Source organism: Pontibacter toksunensis, assembly GCF_042686245.1.
Lineage (GTDB): Bacteria > Bacteroidota > Bacteroidia > Cytophagales > Hymenobacteraceae > Pontibacter > Pontibacter toksunensis.
Genome location: NZ_JBHUOX010000041.1, coordinates 1 through 24,398, shown reverse-complemented (window position 1 = coordinate 24,398; position 24,398 = coordinate 1). Strand labels below are relative to the sequence as shown.

The window sequence follows — 24,398 nt, the reverse complement described above, 5'->3', positions numbered from 1 at the left end:
GCAGCTCACCAGCTACGCTGGCTTCGATGTGGTGGAAAGAGAGTCCGGCACCAGCGTCAGGGGCAAGACCAGGATATCCAAGAAAGGCAACGGCAGGATAAGGACAGCCCTTTACTTCCCGGCCCTGGTGGCCAGCCGGCACAATGCTGCCCTGCGGGCTGTTTACCAGCGAATAAACGCCGGGAAAGAGAGCAAGATGGTGGGCGTGGTGAGCCTGCAGCGCAAACTGCTGCTGCTCATCTACTCGATGTGGAAAAGCGACATGCTCTTTGGGGACAGAGACCTAGCTTCCGGAGGTCAGGAGGGAAAGCCTCTCCTTCGTCACAAAGACGGAGTCTTTGAAAACAAAGTAGGCAGATCCGTGGACCTGCCTACACTGGATGAGCTTCCGTCCGATCTATCGAGTGGAGCTCTCCTTCGTCAATAAAATATACGGAAAATTTTCATGAAATGTGCTGGATTTTAACAAAGTACCTTTTTTGTTATTTCACTAATATAATATTTTTCTTTTTTATGCACAACCTCTCTACTTCATTTCTAACGTAAGCTTCAAAAAATCTAAGGCAGGCTCCAAACTTATTGCCTTGGCTGAAAGACACAACTAGCCAGGTAATATTAAAAATAATGCTACTCCTTCGTAAGGAACAGCCTAAAGGCGCTCAATCTAATGCCAAGTTAGTTGTTTATCGTGAACAAAGGAATTAAGCTAATATTCTGACAATGTTGAATCTTTACTATTGGTGGTCGAGATAAGTATAGGCGTTCAGGCAGAAAAATGTTTATCAAGGTTGAGCGGGTTATGGTGGGGGAGAGTAGGCAATGTCGCAGACTAAGAATTTAGGTTAAACATCGCTATACGCTTCTACCTGACCATTACCTCTTTGTTTACCAAGACATCCTTTCGTAGTCATTATTCTTTCTGTACTCACGTTACCGCAATGAAAGTATTCACAATCTTTAGGAGCTCAGTGAACTATGAAGGCAAAAAAAAGACCTCCAAAGCAAGCGCCCTGGAGGTCAAATACACTCAGTATGAAAAATCTTTCTTAAAACTAGCTACTTTTTGATGATTAAAATCTACTTCTTTTCGTTACCAGGCTTTGCTGACACTGTATATACTTTGTGTTTTTTATTACCTGCAGAAATTAAATAAGCCATCAAATCCTGTAGTTCTTCTGGGTTTAAACGGTTTATCAAATTTGCTACCATCGGCGAGACTTCAGATTGCTTGGTTCTCGTTACATCGCTCTTAGGGATTTCCCGGAGTATCTGTGGCGCAAATGGGTTCTGCGAAACAAAGTAAGTATTATCATTCTCATTTGTTAGCCTTCCTACTACAGAACTGCCGTCTTTTAGGTGGAATACTGTAGCCGCATACTGGTCTGAAATAACACTATCCGGATGAATAATAGCTTCCAGTATGTCTTTAGGTGTGAATCTGTTTCCTAATTGACTTAAATCCGGGCCAACAAATCCTCCTTCTCCTCCCATGCTATGGCATGATTTGCAAAGTGTAGCTGCATAAATCGCTTTTCCTTGCTCAAGGTTCCGCTGAGAAAGATTGTTCTCCACTAAAGGCAAAGCTTCTTCAACAGTCCATCTCCTGCCAGGACCTTGTGGTTGGTAGGAGTTTGCATTAGCTAACTCTAATCCGCCACCGCTAAGCAGAGAGTCTCCTGAAATGGTATTGTAATACGCAAACTGACTTTTTGGTACGTTGCTTAGAGCAGCTTTTCTTGCTTTGTCGACAAATCCAACATAGCTTCTGCCGCCCTTATAGTTAAAGGCATTGTACATCCATTTAAAGTACTCCTCACGAAGCTCTGGGGTCCAGCCTGTTTTGGCTGCGCTTAGAGCAGTAGCATAATAAGTTTGCTGGGCAGGAGGTACGCTTGCTAACATTCCGGCTATATCCAGTCCATATTGTGGATTCCGAAGAATCAGGTCGGATGATGCCGTAGCGGTTTCTGACTTGTCATCTTTTGCTTTATCAAGTAAGGCAATTGTTTTGGCGACTACCTGAGGTGCCTCTAAAGCGATAAGAATCTTACTAAGAGAACGATTCAGGTCATTTGTTCTGGCAGGATAGTGTGAGTCTAAATAGGCTATTACTTTTTTCTTCAGGGCAGGCTCCGGTGTGCCATGTCTGTACAGCACCAGTTCGAAAGCGCGTAGCAGGTTTAGCTGCTCCTGTTCTTGCAGTTGTGCATAGTCGATGTTAATAAGAGACTCGAGCATTTCATCGCTTAGGGCCTTGTTGCCGTGCCGGGCCAGTGCGATAATAGCCTGCGTCTTAATCTCAGGGTCTTGCTCCTTTAGAGCCCGCTCTTGCCATTGGCTTACCGGCTGATGCTCTACTGCAATGCGGGCGGCATACTGCACAAAGCGGTCCTTGTGATTTAGGTAAGGCCAAGCGAAATCAACTGCCCCTGCTCTTGCCCCTGTATGATACTTCTCCAACTGCTTCCTGATTCTTCGCTCCTCTGTTTCCTTAGGGGCAGACTTGTCAGCAGTAAGTTTCTGGTCTGTATTTTTATAGTCATCGTAGTACACCCGGTACAGGTCTGACTCTAGCCTGCGGCCCCCTGTAAGAAAGTAAAGGGCTCCGTCAGGGCCTACAACTCCATCGGTCAGAGGCAAGGGCGATCCTGAGATAAACTCTTCGGCTGTTGCGCTATAAGAAGAGCCCTCCGGTTGTAAATGGATGGCGTATATAATTCCGAAGCTCCAATCAAAGGCAAACAGAGAGTTACGGTACTTCTCCGGGAACCTTGCTTTTCCCCCGTGCACCAGGTTGGTAGGAGAACCCTGGCCTATGTTCAGGACCGGGGGCAGGTTGTCGGGGTAAACAGTAGACCATTTCCCATTTCCTGTGCGCCACCCATATTCGCTGCCGCTGGTTACGTGGGCAATCCGGGTAGGGCGGTACCATGGCATCCCAAAATCCCACTCCATGTCTGAGTCATAGGTAAATAATTCCCCTGCATCGTTAAAAGCCAGATCGAAAGAGTTTCTGTAGCCGGCACTTATTAATTCCCAATGTTGTCCAAGGGAGTCAATCCGGGCCACCCAGCCTCCAGGCGCACCGCGGTCGTTAGCATGCCCGCGGGGGTCTTTTATCTCCGGAAATAAATTGTCGTTCTGCCAGACTGGTGGGAGCCGGTAAGCGTCCATTTCCGGTAAGTCGGTGTGGTTGCCAGCAACAACGTAAAGAGATTTCTTATCAGGAGACAGCACCACACTGTGCGGGCCATGCTCGCCCTCTCCTTTGAGTTCCTTAAGTAAAGTTACCTTATCAAACTGATCATCCCCGTCTGTGTCCTGAAGGCGATACAAGCCACTGCCTTTAGAAAATTCCTCGTCGCTGTTATGGTTTACCATTACATAGAGGCTGTTAAAAGCCCAAAGCAAGCCCTGCGCATAGCCCATGCCCCCATGCGTTTTGGCAGAGTCAACTATGGCACCATCTCTAATTATCAGCTTTTCAACTTTGGGCTTTGCCGAATCAGAGCCGATAGGAGGCAATTCCAAGCGGTATAAGGCCCCATATTGGTCTGATGCTATCATTCTGCCTTTACCGTCAAAGGTCATGGAAACCCAAGAACCCTGCTCATTTTCTGAAGGACTATGTAAATGTTCTGCCTGAAAGCCATCTGGCAATTTAAGCTTCTCTACTTTAGGATCTACTGGTATAGCAGTCACTGATTCCTCCTTCTCTATCCGACTACAGGAAGAGCCAATAAGGGCAGATACAGAGAGGGCTAAGAAGAGCCTCATTATTAAAATATTGGGACGCATAATAAAGTTGAATTATGGGTTAGTTTAAGACTGTTAATTAAGTTAAAATAACTGCTGTAAGCTTGTAAAGCCCATTGTTTCTATCTTCCCGGACACATTAGTTTTATGAAATGTTACAAACAATTTTAAAACGAACTGAATTTAATAATCAATTTAAAACCTTAAAATGGGGTATCTGTCCTGAACTGTCCTGATTAGCGTTTTGAATTTCTTGTAATAACTTGGAGGGAAGGAATAATCTTTAAATCTCTTATGCCCATGGTGTCCTTAAGCCAATTACCATAGCCACTCGTGCTGATTGAACACCAAGTATGTTATACATGCTTTAGCGGTGTCTCTTTTAGAGTATTTTATGAAGATTCTTTAATAATATTTTAGTCCTCTATCAAGCTCATATGGATACCTAAGTGAACAAGGCTTTTGTACCATTCATGGGAACAATGAGTTTAAAGTCCATGCAGTTGTTATCTTTCTTGCCGTTCTCCGGGCAAAGTTGGATTGAAAGGTGTCAGTTTAATTCTTTATCAATACTATGGCTTGCATATAATCAAGTCTTAAACCTTATCTAGATCTGCCTGCAATCCCTCTTCAGTTAAAAGTGGCAAGTCCAGCCTTTCCTGTATCATCCTAACATTCTAAGCATGACAGTGCATGACAGTAAATAGCTATGGCTATATTATATTCAAGCTTTGTTACTCCCTGGACTACCTTTTTGCAAAAAATGTTAGACATTATTTTTGATTGTATAACAGGCTTTTTTACCGGAAGTGAAAAAGGGTGTAATCGGAAAAGCTGCTGGGCGTGCCTCTTGGTAGCTTACAAGAAATCCAGGGTCTCAACAACATTGTATAGGTGGTTATTCCTAGTGCCCTTTTGAGAAAACTTCCTCAAAGGGTTATAAGAGTAGCGATGGGGAATGGAAATGAGTGTCTAAAAGAACCTTTGCAACCATCGTATCAGATACTGTGGTCACAATTCACTCTGTAACCATAGGGAGGTACGGAAATTCAGGTATAAAGTACGCAACTTAAAATCATTGAAGCATATGTTAGAATCTACAACAAAGACAGAGTTTAAGCATGTAAGCTATCTGTGGAACGAGGAGGAAGCCGCCAAACTTGCAGGCGATGAAGTAGGGCTGTTGATTTATAGGTCAAACCTACTGGGGGCAGACCTGCGGCTGACTAACTACGGCGGGGGCAATACCTCCTGCAAAGTGATGGCTAAAGATCCGCTCACTGGCCAGGAGACAGAAGTGATGTGGGTAAAAGGCTCTGGCGGTGACTTGGGCACACTGAAGCGCAGCGGCCTTGCCGCCCTGTATGTAGATCGCCTAAGAAGCCTGAAGAGCGTATACCGTGGCATTGACCACGAAGATGAGATGGTGGAACTCTTTAACCACAGCATCTTCGATCTCAGCTCAAAGGCGCCATCCATCGATACGCCACTGCATGGCTTCCTACCCTTCAAACACATCGACCACCTGCATCCTGATGCGGCCATTGCGATTGCCGCCGCAAAAGACGGAAAGAAAATAACAGAAGAGTTGTTTGAAGGCACAATTGGATGGGTGGACTGGCAGCGCCCGGGCTTTGATCTGGGGCTTCAGCTGAGCCAGTGCCTGGATGAGAACCCGGACATCCGGGGCATCATGCTGGGCTCCCATGGCCTGTTTACTTGGGGAGACACAGCCTATAACAGCTATGTCAATACTTTGGAGGTGATTGAGCGCTGCGCCGAGTACCTGGAGCAGAACATCGGCAAGAAGGGTCTGGTGTTTGGTGGGGCTAAGATCCAGAGTTTGGAGGAAATGCAACGCAGAAAGCAGGCCGCCGCGCTGGCTCCTGTGCTGCGTGGCTTCTGCTCCAGTAAGCGCCACATGATAGGCCACTTCACGGACGATGCCCGGGTGCTGGAGTTCATCAACTCCAATGATTTGGACAGGCTGGCCCCGATGGGCACCAGCTGCCCGGACCATTTCCTGCGCACCAAAATCAGCCCGCTGGTACTGGACCTAAAGCCCGCCGAGGACCTCTCGGATGTGAAAGCGCTGAAGGAGCGGCTTGCCCCTGCTTTTGAGGAATACCGTCAGATGTACGCCGACTACTATGAAGATCACAAGCATCCTAACAGCCCAGCTATACGCGACAGGAACCCTGTTGTGATTCTTTACCCCGGAGTAGGCATGTTCACTTTCTCAAAGGACAAACAGACGACGCGTGTAGCCTCTGAATTCTACATCAACGCTATTAACGTAATGAAAGGGGCTGAGGCTATATCAGAATACACATCGCTGCCGCGTCAGGAAGCTTTTGACATTGAGTACTGGCTACTGGAGGAGGCGAAGCTGCAGCGAATGCCAAAGCCTAAAGCGCTCTCAGGGAAGATAGCCCTGATAACAGGCAGTGCGGGTGGTATCGGTAAAGCCATCGCTAAAAGGTTTGTGGAAGAAGGCGCTGTTGTCATCCTCAACGACATGAACGAGGAGCGCCTGCAGGAAGCAAGAGAAGAGTTCAAGGCAGCTTACGGTAAAGACAGTTATGCCACTGCTGTGCTTGATGTAACGAAGGGTGAACAGATACAGGAAGCGTTTGATAAAGCGGCACTTGCTTTCGGTGGCGTGGATATAGTAGTCAACAACGCCGGACTTTCCATCTCTAAGTCAATAGAAGAGCACACCGAGAAGGATTGGGACCTGCTGTATGATGTGCTAGTAAAGGGGCAGTTTATGGTCACGCAGGTAGGGGTAGAGGTGATGCGCAAGCAGGACATCGGCGGTGACGTGCTCAACATCGTGAGCAAGAATGCCTTGGTGTCAGGCCCGAACAACGCGGGTTACGGCTCGGCCAAGGCTGCGCAGCTGCACCTTAGCAGGTTGAATGCTGCTGAGCTTGGCGGCGATGGCATCCGTGTGAACGTGGTGAACCCGGATGCCGTCATCAGCGACAGTAATATCTGGGCCGGCGGCTGGGCCGAGGGCCGTGCGAAAGCCTATGGCGTGAAGGTAGAGGAACTGCCGGCATATTATGCCAAACGTACTCTTTTAAACGAAATCATACTGCCGGAAGACATTGCTAATGCCTGCTTTGCCTTTGTCGGAGGGCTGCTGCGTAAGTCTACCGGAAATGTGTTAAACGTGGACGGCGGTGTGGCGATGGCCTTCGTCAGGTAATATTCAATAGTTAAACCGGGGACAGTTACAGTTGCGCAGCAGCAAAGGGTGCTGCCAAGAGCCTCTGCAGAGGATTTTCTTGCAGAAGATCAATACTGTAGTTTAGGCTGAGGCAGGCTTTTGACTTTAAGCTGTCTGCGCCCGCTGCAACTGTTCCACGGGTGAAAAACGTGACAAAACTTAAAAGAACGCGGTCTAAAGACTGTTGCCACTGGATTATAAGATGCAGAAGATACCTGTCGCAGCCATTTTCGATGTTGGGAAGACAAATAAGAAACTGTTTCTCTTCGACGAGAACTATAAAATAGTGTATGAGAAATCGGCACGCTTTACAGAGACGGTGGATGAAGACGGGGAAGCCTGTGAAAATATAGAAAGCCTGAGGCTCTCCGTTCACGATTCCTTGCGGGATGTTCTCAGGTTTCAGGAGTACCAGGTGCAGGCCATTAACTTCTCGGCATATGGAGCGAGCGTTGTCTGCATCGATAGGGAGGGCGAACCAGTCTGCCCTTTGTACAGCTATCTGAAGCCCTATCCGGAGGAACTGAAAAAACAGTTTTATGACACTTATGGGGGCGAGGGGAGGTTTTCAAAAAAGACAGCTTCTCCTGTACTGGGCAGTTTAAACTCAGGAATGCAGATCTACCGCATCAAGTATGAGCGGCCAGAACTATATAGCCGAATCTCTTATGCGTTGCACCTGCCACAATACATAAGCTATCTGGTAACAGGGCAATGCTTTTCGGACATCACCAGCATTGGCTGCCACACAAATCTGTGGGACTTCCGGAAAAACGATTACCATGAGTGGGTCACGAAAGAGGGGGTGATTGATAAGTTTGCCCCTATTGCACCATCTGACGAAGTGGTGCCTGTATCCTTCCTAGGGAACAACTACAAAGCTGGCATCGGCCTACACGACAGCTCTGCTGCCCTGATTCCGTACCTGGTGAATTTCCAGGAGCCATTTGTACTGCTCTCCACCGGAACCTGGTGCATCAGCCTAAACCCTTTCAACACGACACCGCTGACGGAGGCTGAGCTGCAAAAGGACTGCCTGAGTTATATGCAGTATAAAGGAAAACCTGTGAAGGCGTCCAGGTTCTTCGGAGGGTATGAGCACGAGCAGCAGGTAAAACGTATAGCGGAGCATTTTAACCAGAATACCGCCCGCTATAAAACATTGCCGTTCGATCCCGAAATTATCAGTAAGCTACAGCGGGAGCAAGGCCCGGCACCCGGCGAACGACCCGGCATAAACCATTTGCAGGAGTCCGTGTTTGCGCAGCGGGAACTGTCCTCCTTCGCCTCCTACATGGAGGCCTATCACCAGTTTATCCTAGACCTGGTGACGCAGCAGGTTTCCTCCACGCAACTTGTTCTGGAAGGCGCTGATGTGAAGCGAATCTTCGTGGACGGGGGTTTTAGCAAGAACGCCATTTATATGAACCTGCTGGCCGCCGCCTATCCCGAAAAAGAAGTCTTCGCCGCCTCTATGGCACAGGCAACCGCCGTGGGCACTGCCCTGGCCATTCACCGGCACTGGAACACAAAGCCACTGCCAAACGACATTGTCGAATTAAAATACTATGCGGTAACGCATGACACCAAGCTATGACAGTAGGTCTTTTCATTCCTTGTTACGTAGATCAGTTTTATCCCAACGCCGCCATCGCCACGCTGGAGCTGCTTGAAAAGTTGAGCGTGAAGGTGGTGTACCCCTCCAGGCAAACATGCTGCGGCCAGCCTATGGCCAACTCAGGGTTTGAACACCTGACGAAACAGAGCAACAATCTTTTCATAGAGAACTTCAGAGATTTCGACTACATCGTGGCGCCCTCCGGCAGCTGCGTGCTGCACATGAAAGACCATCTGCACTCGGGCAAGTACCCGGATGAGTCAGAGGCTGTCCGGCAGAAAGTGTATGAGCTGACCGAATTCCTGACAGATGTGCTGAAGGTGAATTCGCTCAAGGCGCGCTTCCCGCACAGGGTTGGCCTGCACCAGAGCTGCCATGGCCAGAGAGGTTTGAAGCTTGCCCAGATGTCTGAGCTTGTTGCGCCTCCTTTCTCTAAGCCAGAGCAGCTGCTAAGCATGGTGGAGGGCCTGGAACTGATCGAGCTGACGCGCAAGGATGAGTGCTGCGGCTTCGGGGGCACTTTCTGCGTGGCAGAAGAGGCTGTGTCGGTGAAGATGGGCAAAGACCGGGTTATGGATCACCTGCAGCACGAGGCCGCCTATATTACAGGGGCCGACATGAGCTGCCTGATGCACATGGAGGGCATCCTGCGCAGGCAGAAAAGCAACGTAAAGGTCCTCCACATTGCGGAAATACTTAACGCGCAGGAGATATGAAGGAGACAAAAGATCATGCTGCCCTTGCCGAAGCATTTAATGCAGACGAGCCCCGGGTAAACTGGCACGATGAGACGCTGTGGTTTATCCGGCAGAAGCGTGACAAAGCCGCCTATACCATTCCGGACTGGGAGCTTCTACGCGAGACCGCCTCCCGCATTAAGCACAACGTACTCTCGAACCTGCACGACTACCTGCTGCAGTTTGAGGCCAATGCGAAAGCCAACGGAATTATCGTGCACTGGGCGGCTGATGCGAGGGAGCATAACCAAATCGTGCACGCCATCCTACAAAAGCACAAAGTGGACCGCATGGTAAAGAGCAAGTCCATGCTAACGGAGGAGTGCCACCTGAACGAGTACCTGGCCGAGAACGGTGTTGAGGTAATAGACACTGATTTGGGGGAGCGCATTGTGCAGCTTGCGAAAGAGCCGCCGAGTCATATCGTGCTGCCCTGTATCCATAAGAAGAAAGAGGAGATAGGGGAGCTTTTTCATGAGCACTTGGGCACTCCGGCTGGCATGGCTGACCCGCAGGTGCTGACGGAAGCGGCCCGGCAACATTTACGGGAAACCTTCCTGACCCGTCGCGCCGCCCTTACGGGTGTCAACTTTGCTGTAGCCGAGACCGGCGAGTTCGTTATCTGCACGAACGAGGGGAATGCTGATATGGGTGCGCACCTGGCGGATGTGCACATCGCCTGCATGGGCATCGAAAAGCTGGTACCGAAAAGAGAACATTTGGGTGTTTTTCTCCGGCTGCTGGCCAGAAGCGCCACAGGCCAGCCAATTACCACCTACTCCAGTCACTTCAAAAGACCACGGGAGGGACATGAGCTACACCTGGTGCTGGTGGACAACGGCCGAAGCATGCAGTTGGGCAGGGAAGACTTCCGCAATTCCCTTAAATGCATCCGCTGCGGGGCCTGCATGAACACCTGCCCTGTGTACAGGAGAAGCGGCGGCCACAGCTACCACACTGCTGTGGCGGGGCCTATAGGCGCCATCCTGGCTCCCAACCTCGACATAAAAAAGAACGCGGACCTGCCCTTTGCCTCTACCTTATGCGGTTCCTGCTCCAACGTCTGTCCTGTTAAAATTGATATCCACGATCAGCTCTACAAATGGCGGCAGGTGATCGTGAAAGAAGGCTATGCCGACACAAAGAAGACGCTGAGCATGAAAGCCATGACACAGGCCTTTGCCTCGCCCACTACGTTCCAGTTGGCCGGGAAGGCCGGCCGCTGGTTTATGCGCAACATGCCTTTTGCGGTAAATAACAAGCTCAACCCCTGGTACAAGCAGCGTGAAATGCCGGCGCCCCCGAAGGAGTCGTTTGGGGAGTGGTACCTAAAAAACAGGAAGAAGAAAAATGAGTAGCAGAGACAGCATCCTGGCCGCAGTTGCCAGAAACCAGCCAGCGCGCCTGCCATTGCCGGAAATGCCTGCCTTCTTTACAGGGGAGGTAAATCCGGTGGGAAAGTTTACCACGGTAGCCGTGAGCATCGGGAGCAAGGTATTCCGTGTACAAAACGTGGAGGAGGTAAAGCAGATTCTGCTGAAAGAGCACAGCGGAGCCAGCAGAATTGTGTCTGCTTTTCCAGAGTTCTCCGACGTTGCCGAAACCAATGTCGCAGCGGGTGCAGACCCGCATGCCCTGGCGGATGTGGACCTGGCCGTGTTGCCTGCGCAGCTTGGTGTGGCAGAGAACGGCGCCCTGTGGGTAACTGATGCGCAACTCCCGCTGCGGGTACTGCCGTTCATTTGCCAGCACCTGGCGCTGGTGGTGCCGCGGCAAAGGCTCGTCCCGCTCATGCAGCAGGCCTATGAGGTGATAGCGGCACAGGAGTACGGCTTCGGTACTTTTATCGCAGGTCCCTCCAAAACAGCCGACATCGAGCAGTCGCTGGTGCTTGGTGCCCATGGAGCCAGATCGCTTTCTGTATTTATTCTGGAGGAGGAATAGCCAGGGACGTACATCAGCTATGAAGAAGTAGAATGGTACGGGAAAAGAGAAACATATACTTGATTATGCAGCTACCTAATCTTCTCCAAACTGATAAATATGATTTCGACTTGACCCCCCTATGTGTGTCCGGAGAAAGGTGCTCTCAGATTTTTCCCACCCATAAAAAAATAAGAAAGCTCTAATCGCTATAACTTAAGCAACTCGTTTGATGAAAACTATTGTCACTCTTTCTGCTGCCATATTTGCAACTACCGCAGCCTTTTCTCAGACAGTAAAGCCAACGGAGAATAAGCTTCATGCAGGATTTGTTACCCCCTCCAATGCGGCTAAACCAAGAGTCTGGTGGCACTGGATGAACGGCAATATCACCAAAGAAGGTATACGGAAAGATCTGATGTGGATGCACCGCTCCGGTATTGGTGGCTTTCAGAATTTTGATGCTGGATTGACCACGCCGCAAATTGTTGACAAGCGACTCACTTACATGACACCGGAGTGGAAGGATGCCTTCCGGTTTGCCACTCTGCTAGCCGATTCCCTTAAACTGGAAATGGCTATTGCCGGTTCACCTGGCTGGAGCGAAAGTGGCGGCCCTTGGGTGCCAGCCAAAGATGGCATGAAAAAGCTTGTCTGGACCGAAACCCGGGTAAAAGGAGGAAAGCAATTTGCTGGTACCTTGCCGAAACCTCCTACTACAACCGGGGAATTTCAGAATTTACCGCTACCTGAGGAAGCCAGTATTTTCACGGCAAAGACAGCCCCTCCGCCGGAGTATTATGAAGATATTTCCGTTGTTGCCTATCGGTTACCGACAGCTGATGTTCCACTAAGTGAGCTGGCGCCCAAAATAACCTCCAGCGCCGGTAGCTTTACTCTTGCTCAGCTCACGGATGGAGATTTAGCTAACACTAGTCTTTTACCATCTGATTCAGAAGAGGGCTTTGCCTGGATACAATATGAATTTTCGAAACCCCAAACTATCAAAGCAGTTACCGTTGTGGGTGGCGGAAGCAGAAGGCCTTTTGGTGTTCCCGGTCCATCGGAAGAACGCAGTCTTGAAGTAAGTGACGATGGTGTGAATTTTCGCAGGATAGCGTATATCCCAGTCAGCACGGTAGCGCAGCGAACTATCGCCATTCCAGCAACAACAGCCAGATACTTTCGTGTAACGTTCAACAACCCTCCGGCTCCAATGAGCTTTGGCGCCATAACGGGTGGAGCAGCGCCGAAGCCACCGAAAGGCACCGAGGTTGGTGAAGTGGTGTTGCACCCGGCTGCCCGCATCAATCGCTTTGAAGAGAAAGCCGGTTATGGCGTAGCAATTGATGTCAACGAGCATCCCACACCTATCACAACCGACGTAATTGCCGAGGCGAATGTGATTGACCTAACTAACAAGATGAATAAGGATGGCACCCTTAACTGGACACCACCTGCCGGTAACTGGAAGATTGTGCGGTTTGGCTATTCCCTTACCGGTAAACAAAACCACCCTGCTTCACCGGAAGCCACCGGCTTAGAAGTGGACAAGCTGGATGACAGAGCGATAAAAGATTATTTTGAAAATTACCTGAACCAATACAAGGATGCTACGGGTGGCCTGATAGGCGACAAAGGGGGGCTACAATATATCATCACCGATAGTTATGAGTCAGGGCAGAATAACTGGACACCGAAAATGGCGGAGGAGTTTCAAAAGCGTCGGGGCTACAGCCTGTTGCCTTGGATGCCAGTGTTAACCGGGGCAGTTGTAAATAGCGCGGAAGAGAGCGAAAAGTTCTTATGGGACTATCGCAAAACCATTGGTGAGTTAATAGCCGAAAACCACTATGACCAACTGACAACCATTCTTGATAGCTATGGCATGAAGCGGTACAGTGAGTCGCATGAGAATGGTCGTGTGTTCATCATGGATGGCATGGATGTAAAAAGAACAGCGGCAGTGCCTATGTCGGCCATGTGGACAGCCGGAGGGTCCTCTACTGTCATGGCACAGGCAGACATAAGAGAATCGGCATCGGTGGCGCATATCTATGGGCAGAACCTAGTGGCTGCTGAATCTCTGACTGCTATTGGCTTTGGACCAAATGGTGCCTTTTCCTATTCACCTAAGACCTTAAAGCCAACGGCAGACCTGGAGTTGGCCAGCGGGCTGAATCGCTTTGTGATCCACACCTCGGTGCACCAGCCGGTGGATGAAAAGATTCCGGGCCTTGGCTTAGGCGCTTTTGGCCAGTGGTTTACCCGACATGAAACCTGGTCAGATCAAGCGAAGGCTTGGACTGATTATCTGGCGCGCAGCTCCTATATGCTGCAACAGGGCAAGTTCGTGGCCGACGTGGTGTACTACTACGGCGAGGACAACAATATCACGGGCTTGTTTGGCGCAAAACTGCCTGAGGTGCCGGAAGGCTATGCTTACGACTTCATCAATCCGCACGCCCTGCTAAACCTTCTTTCGGTAAAAGGCGGACGCCTGGTTACGCCAAGCGGAATGAGCTATGCTGTGCTGGCGCTGGATTCCAACAGCGTACGCATGAGCCTGCCTGTCGCCAGAAAGATCCGTGACCTTGCCAGAGCGGGGGCAGTGGTAGTGGGACCAAAGCCAATAGCCACGCCAAGCCTAATGGAAGACGAGGCGGAGTTTGAGGCCATTGTGCAGGAAGTATGGGGCGCTGGTAAAGGCGTGAACACAGTAGGCAAAGGGAAAGTGCACACAGAGCAGCCTCTTGAGCAAGTGCTGGCTAGCCTGCAGGTCGCACCAGACTTTGAGTACGCCAAACCGCAAGGCGACGGCGAACTGCTGTATGTGCACCGCAAGCTGCCCGGGCAGGACATCTACTGGGTGAACAACCGCAAGAAAGAGCAGCAGCAGGTGGAAGCGACCTTCAGGGTAGACGGTAAATTGCCGGAGCTCTGGCACCCGGAGACGGGCAGGATAGAGCCAGCATCCTATACCACAGCTGATGGCCGCACAAGCGTAAAGCTGAACCTGAGTCCGAATGATGCAGTATTTGTGGTATTCAAAGAGAATGCCAGCCAACCCACTGTAGCCCTGCCTGCTGTGAAAGAAACGCAACTGACCTCCTTAGACAACAGCTGGGCGGTTGCCTTCCAGCCAGACCGAGGTGCACCCGCTCAAATCAAAATGGATAAACTGGCCTCTTGGACGGAGAGTGATGACCCGGGCGTGAAGTACTTCTCCGGAGCGGCCACCTATACCCAAACCCTGAAAGCACCTAGGAAGTGGTTTGGCAAGGGAGAGCAGCTGTGGCTGGATCTGGGAGAGGTAGAGGAATTGGCGGAGGTGACCGTGAACGGCAAATCGCTGGGTGTGGTGTGGAAAGAGCCATACAGGGTAGATGTGACCAACGTCTTGAAGCCGGGCAAGAACACCATCGAGATTAAGGTGGTGAACCTGTGGGTAAACCGTTTGATCGGAGACCAGCAGCCGGGTGTAGAGGAAAAGATAACCTACACCACCATGCCATTCTATCAGGCTAACTCACCTTTGCTATCCTCTGGTTTGCTGGGGCCTGTGAAGATAATAGCTGAAAATAAAAAAGGGTTGTAACCAGCGAAGCTGTCAAAATGGCGCAATGTAAACCAGATAGCAAGAACAGTTAATAAGTAAAGAAGAACGTTTCATGATATCAGCACTTAAGGCTCCTTTACATGCTTTCTTCCTTACGGTTTATTGCTTTTGGGCAGATTACAGCTATTTTACAAATCGAATATAAAGTGATGGGTGATCTGCCAAAGGTGATATAAATTCTGAATAAAATTGCCTTCACATCCAGTAACTACGCCACATGAAAAGAAGAACATTTCTAAAAAACACCAGTGCTGCTGGCCTGCTCACCCTTATCACCCCGGCAGGTATATTCCAGACTTTGCGCCAAAGCGCAGCTTCGGGCTTAGAAGAGAGTTTTGTAACGCCACCAGCATTGGCCCGGCCGCATACCTGGTGGCACTGGATGAACGGCAACGTGACGAAGGAGGGCATTACCCTAGACCTGGAGGCTATGCAGCGCGTTGGTGTGGGAGGCTTTCAGAATTTTGATGCAGGCACCGGTATTCCGGAAGGGCCTATAAAATACCTAAGCCCGGAGTGGCTCGAGCTGAAAAAGCATGCTATCAGAGAAGCAGACCGGCTGGGCCTGGAATTCACCATGCACAACTGTCCTGGCTGGTCGTCGAGCGGAGGCCCTTGGATAACGCCTGAGTTAGCCATGCAGCAGGTTACCTGGAGCGAGACCAGTATCAGGGGTGGCAAAAGAGTTAAAATGACTTTGCCAAAACCTTTCACAAACCTGGAACACTACCGTGATGTGGCTGTAGTGGCTTATCCATCGCTGCAGGGAGAGGAGCCGCTGCAGAACCTCGTGAAAAGTATAACCTCCAGCAGCGGCTCTGTTGCTCTGAGGCAGCTGACGGGGGAGGAGCCGCAGGGAGTAACTGTTGCACCAGGGGCAGGTAGTGGGCCTGCTTATCTCCAATTCGAGTTCAGGGAACCTTACGAGGCGCGCTCCCTGACTTTTGTTGGTTCTCCGGTAGGCGCAGGCGGCTGGGGCGGTGGTCAGGGCGATAATTTAATTTTGGAAGCCTCCGACGATGGTGAGCAGTTCCGGAAAGTGTCGGACATCACTTCAGCTGCTGAAATGGGGCGCTCTGGTGAAGAGGCCCTGATGTTTGCTGAATTTCCCGCTACAAGAGCCAGGTATTTTAGACTTACATCACAGAAGGCAAGGCAGTATACGCAGGTGCGGTTTTCAGGTGCCCCCCGCCTGGAAGACTGGCTGAAGAAAGCCAACTACAAGTTTACCGGCGACGGCGTGGCTGATACGCCAGGTGGCAGAGAGAACACTACGGCTTCGTCCATTATTGATCTGGATCGCATGGTGGACATTACAAAGTACATGGACCAGAACGGCCAGTTGAAGTGGAAAGCGCCAAAGGGCAACTGGACCATTCTGCGCATGGGCTTCACCCCGATAGGTACCCAGAACCGTTCTGCCCCGGACACTGGCGTAGGACTGGAGTGTGACAAGTACAGTGCAGAGGCTATCACCTTTCACTTCAATAAGATGATGGAAGAGCTGTTGCCTTCGCTGCACCCACTGGCCACGAAGAGCAAGGTAGGCCTCCTGATTGACTCCTATGAAGTAGGCATGCAGAACTGGACACCACAGTTTGAGCAGGAGTTCAGCAGACGCATGGGCTATGATCTGCTGAAATACCTTCCGGCCATGACAGGCCGCGTAGTAGGCAGCGAAGAGATAACAAATCGTTTCCTGTGGGACCTGCGCCGCTCGCAGGCAGACTTGATGGCCGATAATTACTATGGCAAGTTTACGGATCTGTGCCACCAGCACGGCATTATTTCCTACACGCAGCCTTACGACCGTGGACCAATGGAAGAGATGCAGATAGGCTCCAGGATTGACATAAACGTTGGAGAGTTCTGGAACAGCCTTTCCACCATATTTCAGAATAACTGGACCATGCGCAGAACCATGAAGCTATCTTCTTCTATTGCGCATGTAAACGGGCAGAAGGTGGTGGGGGCAGAGTCCTTCACCGGAGAGCCAGAATCGGCCCGTTGGCAGGAATATCCGTTTGCCCTAAAGGCTTTGGGCGATAAAAAGTTTACAGAGGGCTTAAACCGAGTAGTCTTTCATCGTTTTGCGCACCAGCCGCACCCTACAGCCAAGCCCGGTATGACCATGGGGCCCTGGGGCATTCACTTCGACCGCACCAACACGTGGTGGGATCCCGGCAAAGCATGGATGAGCTACCTGACGCGCTGCCAAAGCCTGCTGCAGCAAGGCCTTTTTGTAGCGGACCTGGCTTACTTTACCGGCGAGAGCCCGGGAGGCTATACCGTAGTAGACAGGGATTTGCTTGTTCCGCCACCTCCGGCAGGGTACGATTACGACCTGATGAATGCCGAGGTGCTCATGACGCGTGTAAAGATTGAGAATGGCCGCATTACATTGCCTGATGGCATGAGTTACCGGGCGTTGGTGCTCCAGGAGCCAAAAGGACTAACGTTAGGGCTGCTGCGCAAGCTTCAGGCATTGGTAAAGGAAGGTATGATACTCATAGGCTCGAAGCCGGAGCACATGCTGGGGCTGCAGAGTTATCCGCAAGAGCGCAATGCTTTTGTGCAAATCACTGATGAAGTATGGGGAAGTAACACCAGCACTACGGGAGCAAACGTGGTAGGAAAAGGCCGCGTGTACACGGGCCAGTCAATACAGGCTGTACTGGACGCACTAGGTTTGAAACCAGATTTCCAGGTATCCTCCCGCTCCGGTGATGCCCCCATCACATACATACACCGCCGCATCGATGAAACAGATGTATACTTTCTCGCTAACCAGCGAAGAAAGCTGGAGGAGCTGGTGTGTACTTTCCGTGTTCAGGGCATGCAGCCGGAGTTGTGGGATGCGGATAGTGGCCAGATGACACCAGTGGGCATTTACGAGCAGGCAGGGGATTTGGTACGCGTGCCGGTGCAGTTGGAGCCTTCGGGCTCTGTGTTTGTAGTATTTCGTTCGCCGGCCCCGGCGCAACATGTGCAGGCCGTGGTAAAGGACAATAGCACTCTGCTTGGTACCGGTCTTTATCCGGAGGAGCCTCGCAAGCTTTACAAAGAAGTATCAGGAAACTTTACCATCAGCTTCTGGGCCAAGCCTGAGTTTAACGTAATGCTCAGCACCCAGAATTTCATGGATAATATAAAAGACCCCTGGACAGACTACTTCACTTTGTATCCTACCTCAGGTGAAAAACTGTATGGCTCAGGACGTGCCACGGCTGGACTAGCAGTAGGCCGCAACGGGATAGGCGTGTGGGAGCATGGGGCGGGTAAGCCGGCACTGGTCTTAGCTGCGCCGGTCTTTATTTCAGGGTGGAGCCACATTGCACTGGTTTACCAGGACAATGTTCCCGCTGTTTATGTAAACGGGAAGCTGGTGGAGAAGGGAAAAAGAAGCGGAGATGTAGTGCACCCCGGGTTAGGGCCAGCCTTGCTGGAGGAAGGAGCCTCCTATTACAATGGCGACATGACAGAGCCGGAGCTGCTAAAAGAGGCTGTAGGCGAAGAGCGCATCCGGGAGCTGGCCATCAAAAACATGCCCATACGGCAGGAGCTGCCTGTAGTGGAAATGTTCGGCAAGGGTAAGTCTGGGCTGCTCTTCTGGCAGGACGGCCGCTATACCCTCCGTGACAGCGCAGGACGGAATACTCCTTTGCAGGTATCGGGTCTTGGCAAGCCGCAGGAACTGGCCGGAACATGGCAGGTGAGTTTCCCTCCAGGCTTGGGCGCACCTGCGAAGATTGCCTTACCAAAACTTATTTCCCTGCACAAACACGAGCAGGATGGCGTAAAGTATTTCTCCGGCACTGCCACCTATCAAAAGAGCTTTGAGGTACCCGCCCGGACTGTTGCAGGTATGAAGAATGGTAACCGGCGCCTTTTCCTGGACCTGGGCCAGGTGGAAGTTTTGGCGCAGGTACTGGTGAATGGAAAAGACCTGGGGATTTTGTGGAAACGTCCTTATCTTGTGGATGTAACGGAAGCGATAAGAGCAGGAACAAACAACCTGGAAGTCCGGGTGACGAACCAGTGGCCGAATCGCCTGATAGGTGATGCGCAATTGCCGGATGTGTACGATTACACGCCAGGAGCAGGTGGCAGTGGCTTTGCCAGCCTGAGCGGCGGCGCCATACAGGCTTTGCCGGAATGGTACAGGGAGGGCAAACCGAAGCCAGACAACGGGAGAATCGCCTTTACTACCTGGAAGCATTATACCAAGGATTCTCCCTTGCTGGAATCCGGGTTGGCAGGGCCGGTCGTGCTGCGCACTGCATACCATAAGACATTAGCTGAATACTTATCGAAGAGCTAAAGCGTCGGGATTACAAAGCCCTCTTGCACACGCTGTAGGAGGGCTTTTTCTTATCCAGAACCTCTCCGGCAGCAGCGGAATAGCGTAGAAGCGTTGATATGCATCTGAGAAATTTACAGGCATCGTTTATCAGAATTAACAAAAAGTCTTTTTATTTTGAAATATGCACAAGGCCCGGAGGCAGAAAAGCATCGCTGTTTTAATGATACAGAGAACTTAAGTTCAGAAACACTGAATCGTACTCCCTGACCAGTTGTAAAAACTGAATGATGATGCTGTACCTGATGCCTTGTCAAAATTTGAAACCATACCCTCTATGCTTCACAACGCACCACGCCTTTTGCTCCAGATAACCTTGCTGTTCCTGCTGCTTGCAAGCTTTGTAGGATGCCAGGAAAGCACGACCACCCAGACAAGTGACCCAACTGATACTGCCGGCGCAGCGTTATGGCTGACCACACCAGACAAGTCTGCTTTATTTGAAAAGCAAAGCAATCTGCTTCGTTTTAGCGAGAGCACCAATCAATACCCGACCATTAACATGGATGAAGCGCAGCAGTATCAGACCATGAAGGGCTTTGGCTATACTTTGACCGGTGGCAGCGCTATGCTCCTTTACCAGATGGAGTCGGCGGCCCGTGCAGCTTTGCTGGAGGAACTGTTCCGTACCGACGAAGATAACATTGGCGTGAGCTACCTGAGAATAAGTATAGGCGCCTCCGACCTTGATGACAGGGTGTTTTCTTACAGTGACCTGCCTGCCGGCGAAACAGACCCGGACATGGAACAATTTAGCCTGGAACCTGACAGGGCGCATCTTATTCCGGTGCTGAAAGAGATTCTGGCTATCAACCCCAAAATAAAAATAATGAGTTCGCCCTGGTCGCCACCTACCTGGATGAAAACCAACAACAACTCTAAAGGTGGTAGCCTGAAGCCGGAATACCACGATGCCTACGCACAATACTTCGTGAAGTATATCAAAGGTATGGCCGATGAAGGTATTCCCATAGATGCCATCACCATCCAGAACGAGCCGCTGCACCCGGGCAATAACCCCAGCCTGCTGATGCTGCCGGAGCAACAGGCTGAGTTTATCAAAAGCTCATTAGGGCCTGCCTTTAAAACAGCGAACATCGACACGAAAATCATCTTATACGACCATAATGCCGACCGCCCTGATTACTCGATAACTGTACTAAATGATCCGGAAGCCAGGAAATATGTGGATGGTTCTGCTTTCCATTTGTACGGCGGAGAGATAGAGGCACTAAGTCAGGTGCACGAGGCGCACCCCGATAAGCACCTGTACTTTACAGAGCAGTGGATAGGTGCACCCGGCAACTTTCCGGCTGATTTAGGCTGGCACGTAAAGAACCTGGTTATTGGCGCACCCCGTAACTGGGCACGAAACGTGCTGGAATGGAACCTGGCCGCCGATCCGGATCAGAACCCGCATACAGAAGGCGGCTGTACGGAGTGCCTGGGAGCCCTAACCATCGACGGCAATACAGTGACCCGCAATACGGCATATTATGTGATAGCGCATGCTTCCAAATTTGTTCGACCGGGCTCCGTTCGCATCGCCAGCAACATGCCGGAGGCATTGCCAAATGTGGCGTACCAGACACCTGCCGGGCAAAAAGTCGTAGTTGTGTTCAACGACGGCAAGGAGGAGCAAACCTTTAACATCTGCCATAAGAAGCAGCAGCAGCAGATAACCAGTTCTTTGTCTGCCGGTGCGGTGGGTACGTATGTCTGGTAGATAAAATAACGTATCTTACTTCTCCATTATATGCTTGTGTCGCTTTACCTGTATCAGTTCAGCAATGAAAAAGACTCTGTTCTCTCGTGTTAACCCAAGTATCATGTATCATTACGCAACGCTGTTCTGCATTGTCTTGCTTGTTATGTCTTGTGGTTCTAAAGCACAGGAGCCTGCTCCGGCAGTAACTGTAGCCAAACCTGTGGTTCCGGAGGATAAAAACTGGTCGTTTAAAAGCGAACCTGTCTGGGCTGATGAGTTCGAATACAACGGGCAGCCGGACCCCGCTAAATGGGGATATGATACAGGTGGCAATGGCTGGGGAAACAATGAACTACAGTACTATACCGACAGCAGGAGCAACTCTAATGTTGCCGATGGTGTCTTGTCCATTATAGCTCGCAAAGAAGACGTACAGGGCAAGGAGTACTCCTCCGCAAGGCTGGTCTCTAAAAACAAAGGCGATTTCCTTTACGGCAGGTTCGAGGTTAAAGCAAAACTACCTACCGGCAAAGGCACCTGGCCTGCCATCTGGATGCTGCCCACCGACTGGAACTATGGCGGATGGCCGAAGTCCGGGGAGATTGACATAATGGAACATGTCGGCTTTGATCAGAACAGGGTGCATGTTACCGTGCATACAGAAGCTTACAACCATAGCAAGGGCACCCAGAAAGGGCAGAATAAAGTTATTGACACAGCAAGCTCTGAGTATCACCTCTACCGCGTCGACTGGACACCATACGCTATCAGAGGGTATATCGACGATCAGCAGGTTTTCGAGTTTATAAACGAAGGCAAAGGCTCCAGCGTTTGGCCATTCGATAAACGGTTCCACCTCCTGATGAATATTGCCGTTGGAGGCAACTGGGGTGGCGCACAGGGCGTCGATCCTGCTGTATTCCCGCAGGCTATGGAGGTAGACTATATGCGGGTGTATGAGATGGTGGAGAAGTAATACGAGTGGAAAAGCACACATGCATCATCCCGAACTTGATGAACTTACCTGGGCGAGGCATGTATGAAACTGTTTAGCCAGCGCCTATCGGATACTTTAAATATAGGCAGGTATAAGAACCTCCTGCTTTTGATGGTATGTTGACTATACCACTGAAACAGTAGGCTTTTCTTTGTCATCCCATACCTAAACTCCGGGATTCATGTTTTCAGGAACAACAGTTTACTCTCAGCCAGGTTGTCTCAATATGACCCATTGCTTCTGACTCCAGGAAAATGAGTTGGTACTTTGCTATTACTGGCACGGGTAAGTACATTGATTTTGTCAGCTCTTGTGGTTACTGCATAAAGTAGAGGCTTTAGTGCTGTGGCACAAAGGATGGGATGCTGGCTGGTAAAGGAGATGGTTCAGGATACAATATCGGATAGCCTAATCAGGGAAAGATAAGGTTCCAGTGCGACGCTGTCTTTCAGGCCGCGAACAAGTACGAAGTCATGTCGTCTCGGCTCATACCACATTTCAGCAAAGAACTGGTTGATGTGGTACAAACTGATGATATACTGCGACCTATGCCGGATTGCCAGGAAAGTGCCATGCTTCATCACGATGCTTGCCCGCTGCTCCAGAGTTCTCCTGTTAAACTGGTATAAATCCATGATAGCTACGCAACTTAAATCCCAGAGTATAACGTTTAACCTTGTGTAAAAATTGGCTGTAGCACGTTTTTAATTACTCTCTTTCAGCATACTTATGCTAGTATAATCGCAATAACGTAAACTGAGATCCGAAGCTGAAACATCTTTATGTATGGGCATGCTGCCTGAAACCTGCATCAGGTGGAGCAGCTGTAAAGGGAGAAGCCGGAAGTAACCTAGGGGATTACTGAAAGGCAAGGGGGCTGTCCTATACAAATAAAAAAAATTGTTTTTTACTAATTATCTAAACCTTTCTATATAGATAGCAGTATATGGCTGAAGAATGTCTGATTAATTTAGATAATAAGGTTGATTGGAAGGCCCGTGGAGTGAACGCTGCGGGCTTTTTCATTTTAGTGCTCCTCCGGGTTCCTTCTCCAAATACCTTCTTACGGTGCCGCATACGTCCATATTGCACGTAAACGGCACGCCCTTTTAAAACAATACAACCGGAAAATTGTCTATTCGTTAAGAAGCAGCAGGCACAGGGCTATTTTAGGGTCTGCAAGGCGTTCTTTCGTCCTTCTGCTTTCACGGTCAATCAAACTTAAATATAAACGATGCAAGAGGCTAACGATTTTGATATTGCCAACGGTACCTCCGGAGTGATGAAGGTTGTAAATGAATACTGGGAGAAGTTTTTGTTTCTCCTGCCAAATATTCTTGTTGCCATTCTGATTTTTTTTGTCGCGCTGTGGATTGCTGGCAAGGTTAAAGCCTGGCTCGATGGACGGCTGACAAACAAAGCCCACGACCAGATAACCGGGAAGTACATTGCGCTGGTGTCAAAGTGGGCCGTTATTATTGTAGGTCTTCTGCTTGTTCTGCAGACGTTGGGTCTGAGCGGAGTTGCCGGAGGTTTGTTAGCTAGTGCTGGTTTGTCGGCGGTAGTCATAGGTTTTGCATTTAAAGACATTGCCGAAAATTTTCTGGCCGGCCTTATACTGGCCTTCAACCGCCCTTTTGAGATAAATGATACCATTGAAGTGGAGGACACCATCGGTAAAGTAAAAGCACTGCACCTGAGAACCACCCATCTCCGCACGTTTGACAGCAAAGACGTCTTCATCCCAAACGGCACCATCCTGACGTCCAAGGTGACTAACCTAACCCAGAATGGCTTGATTCGCATGGATTTTATAGTGGGCATTGACTACAACGATAATATACAGGACGCCATCGATTTGATTGAGGAAACAGCTTTGGGTGTAGAGGGTGTTCTTCGGGAAGACCCCCCGTATGCTACTGTGGATGAACTAGCCACCAGTACGGTTAACATTAAAGTGTTTTTCTGGGCTGAGACAGATGACTATAAAAAAGGGGTGGTGCTGCTGAAAGGAAACATCATGCAGGCCGTCACAAAAGCACTTCTGGAGAATGGTTACGGTTTGCCTGCCGACATACAGGAACTAAAACTATACGACTACCAGAAGGACATCCCGGTGCGAATGGTGGGAGGAGACGAAAAGACAGAGAAAGCGCCGGCTGTATAAGTTTTCAGAGATTGCCTGAGTGCGGTATGCGTAGAATAAATAGTATAATTCAAAGATTTAATTTGTGTATAACTCTTATGTCAGATTCTCTTTTTTGAGCAAAGAAAGGGATGTAGTGGGGAGTTGTTAGCACCTGTTCATAACTAAATAAAATATTTGGTTGTGGTCTAGAATGTATGATGGTTTCGGTAATAGAAAATTAGCTTCATTGCATTGTCATGATTCTGCTCTTTTTTCGAGAAGCAGGCTGTTTTTCTGACTATCCTCCTGTTCCTGGT

The 24,398-nt window shown here is 50.0% G+C and carries 13 protein-coding genes and 1 pseudogene; 11 read left to right on the top strand and 3 right to left on the bottom strand.

All coding sequences use genetic code 11. The features are described from left to right. On the top strand, positions 1-427 hold a 427-nt coding region (locus ACFS7Z_RS25730), incomplete at its 5' end, for a transposase (RefSeq protein WP_377491794.1). Positions 428-1,077: 650 nt separating this feature from the next. Here ACFS7Z_RS25730 and ACFS7Z_RS25725 read toward each other — a convergent pair. Next, positions 1,078-3,777, bottom strand: coding sequence for a c-type cytochrome (locus ACFS7Z_RS25725; protein WP_377491791.1), 2,700 nt, complete (start codon positions 3,775-3,777; stop codon positions 1,078-1,080). A 1,066-nt stretch (positions 3,778-4,843) separates the two neighbouring features. Here ACFS7Z_RS25725 and ACFS7Z_RS25720 point away from each other — a divergent pair. From ACFS7Z_RS25720 to ACFS7Z_RS25680, 9 genes are all read left to right on the top strand, one after another. Beyond that, positions 4,844-6,970, top strand: a complete 2,127-nt coding sequence (locus tag ACFS7Z_RS25720) for a bifunctional aldolase/short-chain dehydrogenase (RefSeq protein ID WP_377491788.1) — start codon at positions 4,844-4,846, stop codon at positions 6,968-6,970. 223 nt (positions 6,971-7,193) lie between these two features. Then, a complete protein-coding gene (locus ACFS7Z_RS25715; RefSeq protein ID WP_377491784.1) occupies positions 7,194-8,588 on the top strand; it encodes an FGGY-family carbohydrate kinase in 1,395 nt (464 codons plus the stop codon). Beyond that, a complete protein-coding gene (locus ACFS7Z_RS25710) occupies positions 8,585-9,325 on the top strand; it encodes a (Fe-S)-binding protein (RefSeq protein ID WP_377491781.1) in 741 nt (246 codons plus the stop codon). The genes ACFS7Z_RS25715 and ACFS7Z_RS25710 overlap by 4 nt, the downstream gene beginning before the upstream one ends. Beyond that, positions 9,322-10,704 (top strand): lactate utilization protein B, encoded by a 1,383-nt coding sequence (locus ACFS7Z_RS25705; RefSeq protein ID WP_377491778.1) that lies wholly within the window; start codon positions 9,322-9,324, stop codon positions 10,702-10,704. Before ACFS7Z_RS25710 ends, ACFS7Z_RS25705 begins: the two co-directional genes overlap by 4 nt. After that, entirely contained in the window at positions 10,697-11,290 is a 594-nt protein-coding gene (locus ACFS7Z_RS25700; RefSeq protein WP_377491775.1) for a LutC/YkgG family protein, read from the top strand. Before ACFS7Z_RS25705 ends, ACFS7Z_RS25700 begins: the two co-directional genes overlap by 8 nt. 211 nt (positions 11,291-11,501) lie before the next feature. Continuing rightward, a complete protein-coding gene (locus ACFS7Z_RS25695; protein ID WP_377491772.1) occupies positions 11,502-14,867 on the top strand; it encodes a glycosyl hydrolase in 3,366 nt (1,121 codons plus the stop codon). Positions 14,868-15,105: 238 nt separating this feature from the next. After that, a complete protein-coding gene (locus tag ACFS7Z_RS25690; protein ID WP_377491769.1) occupies positions 15,106-19,209 on the top strand; it encodes a glycosyl hydrolase in 4,104 nt (1,367 codons plus the stop codon). A 316-nt stretch (positions 19,210-19,525) separates the two neighbouring features. Beyond that, a complete protein-coding gene (locus tag ACFS7Z_RS25685; RefSeq protein WP_377491766.1) occupies positions 19,526-20,974 on the top strand; it encodes a glycoside hydrolase family 30 protein in 1,449 nt (482 codons plus the stop codon). A 64-nt stretch (positions 20,975-21,038) separates the two neighbouring features. Continuing rightward, positions 21,039-21,932: a glycoside hydrolase family 16 protein gene (locus ACFS7Z_RS25680; RefSeq protein ID WP_377491764.1), complete on the top strand. Its 894-nt coding sequence runs from the start codon at positions 21,039-21,041 to the stop codon at positions 21,930-21,932. Between the two features lie 407 nt (positions 21,933-22,339). Here the strand turns inward: ACFS7Z_RS25680 and ACFS7Z_RS25675 are convergent, their stop codons facing one another. Then, on the bottom strand, positions 22,340-22,588 hold the full coding sequence (locus tag ACFS7Z_RS25675; protein WP_377491761.1) for a hypothetical protein: 249 nt from the start codon (positions 22,586-22,588) through the stop codon (positions 22,340-22,342). Between the two features lie 599 nt (positions 22,589-23,187). Here ACFS7Z_RS25675 and ACFS7Z_RS25670 point away from each other — a divergent pair. Next, positions 23,188-24,120, top strand: coding sequence for a mechanosensitive ion channel family protein (locus ACFS7Z_RS25670; protein ID WP_377491758.1), 933 nt, complete (start codon positions 23,188-23,190; stop codon positions 24,118-24,120). Positions 24,121-24,287: 167 nt separating this feature from the next. Here the strand turns inward: ACFS7Z_RS25670 and ACFS7Z_RS27490 are convergent. Next, positions 24,288-24,398: pseudogene (locus ACFS7Z_RS27490) on the bottom strand (IS1 family transposase); the annotation flags it as partial.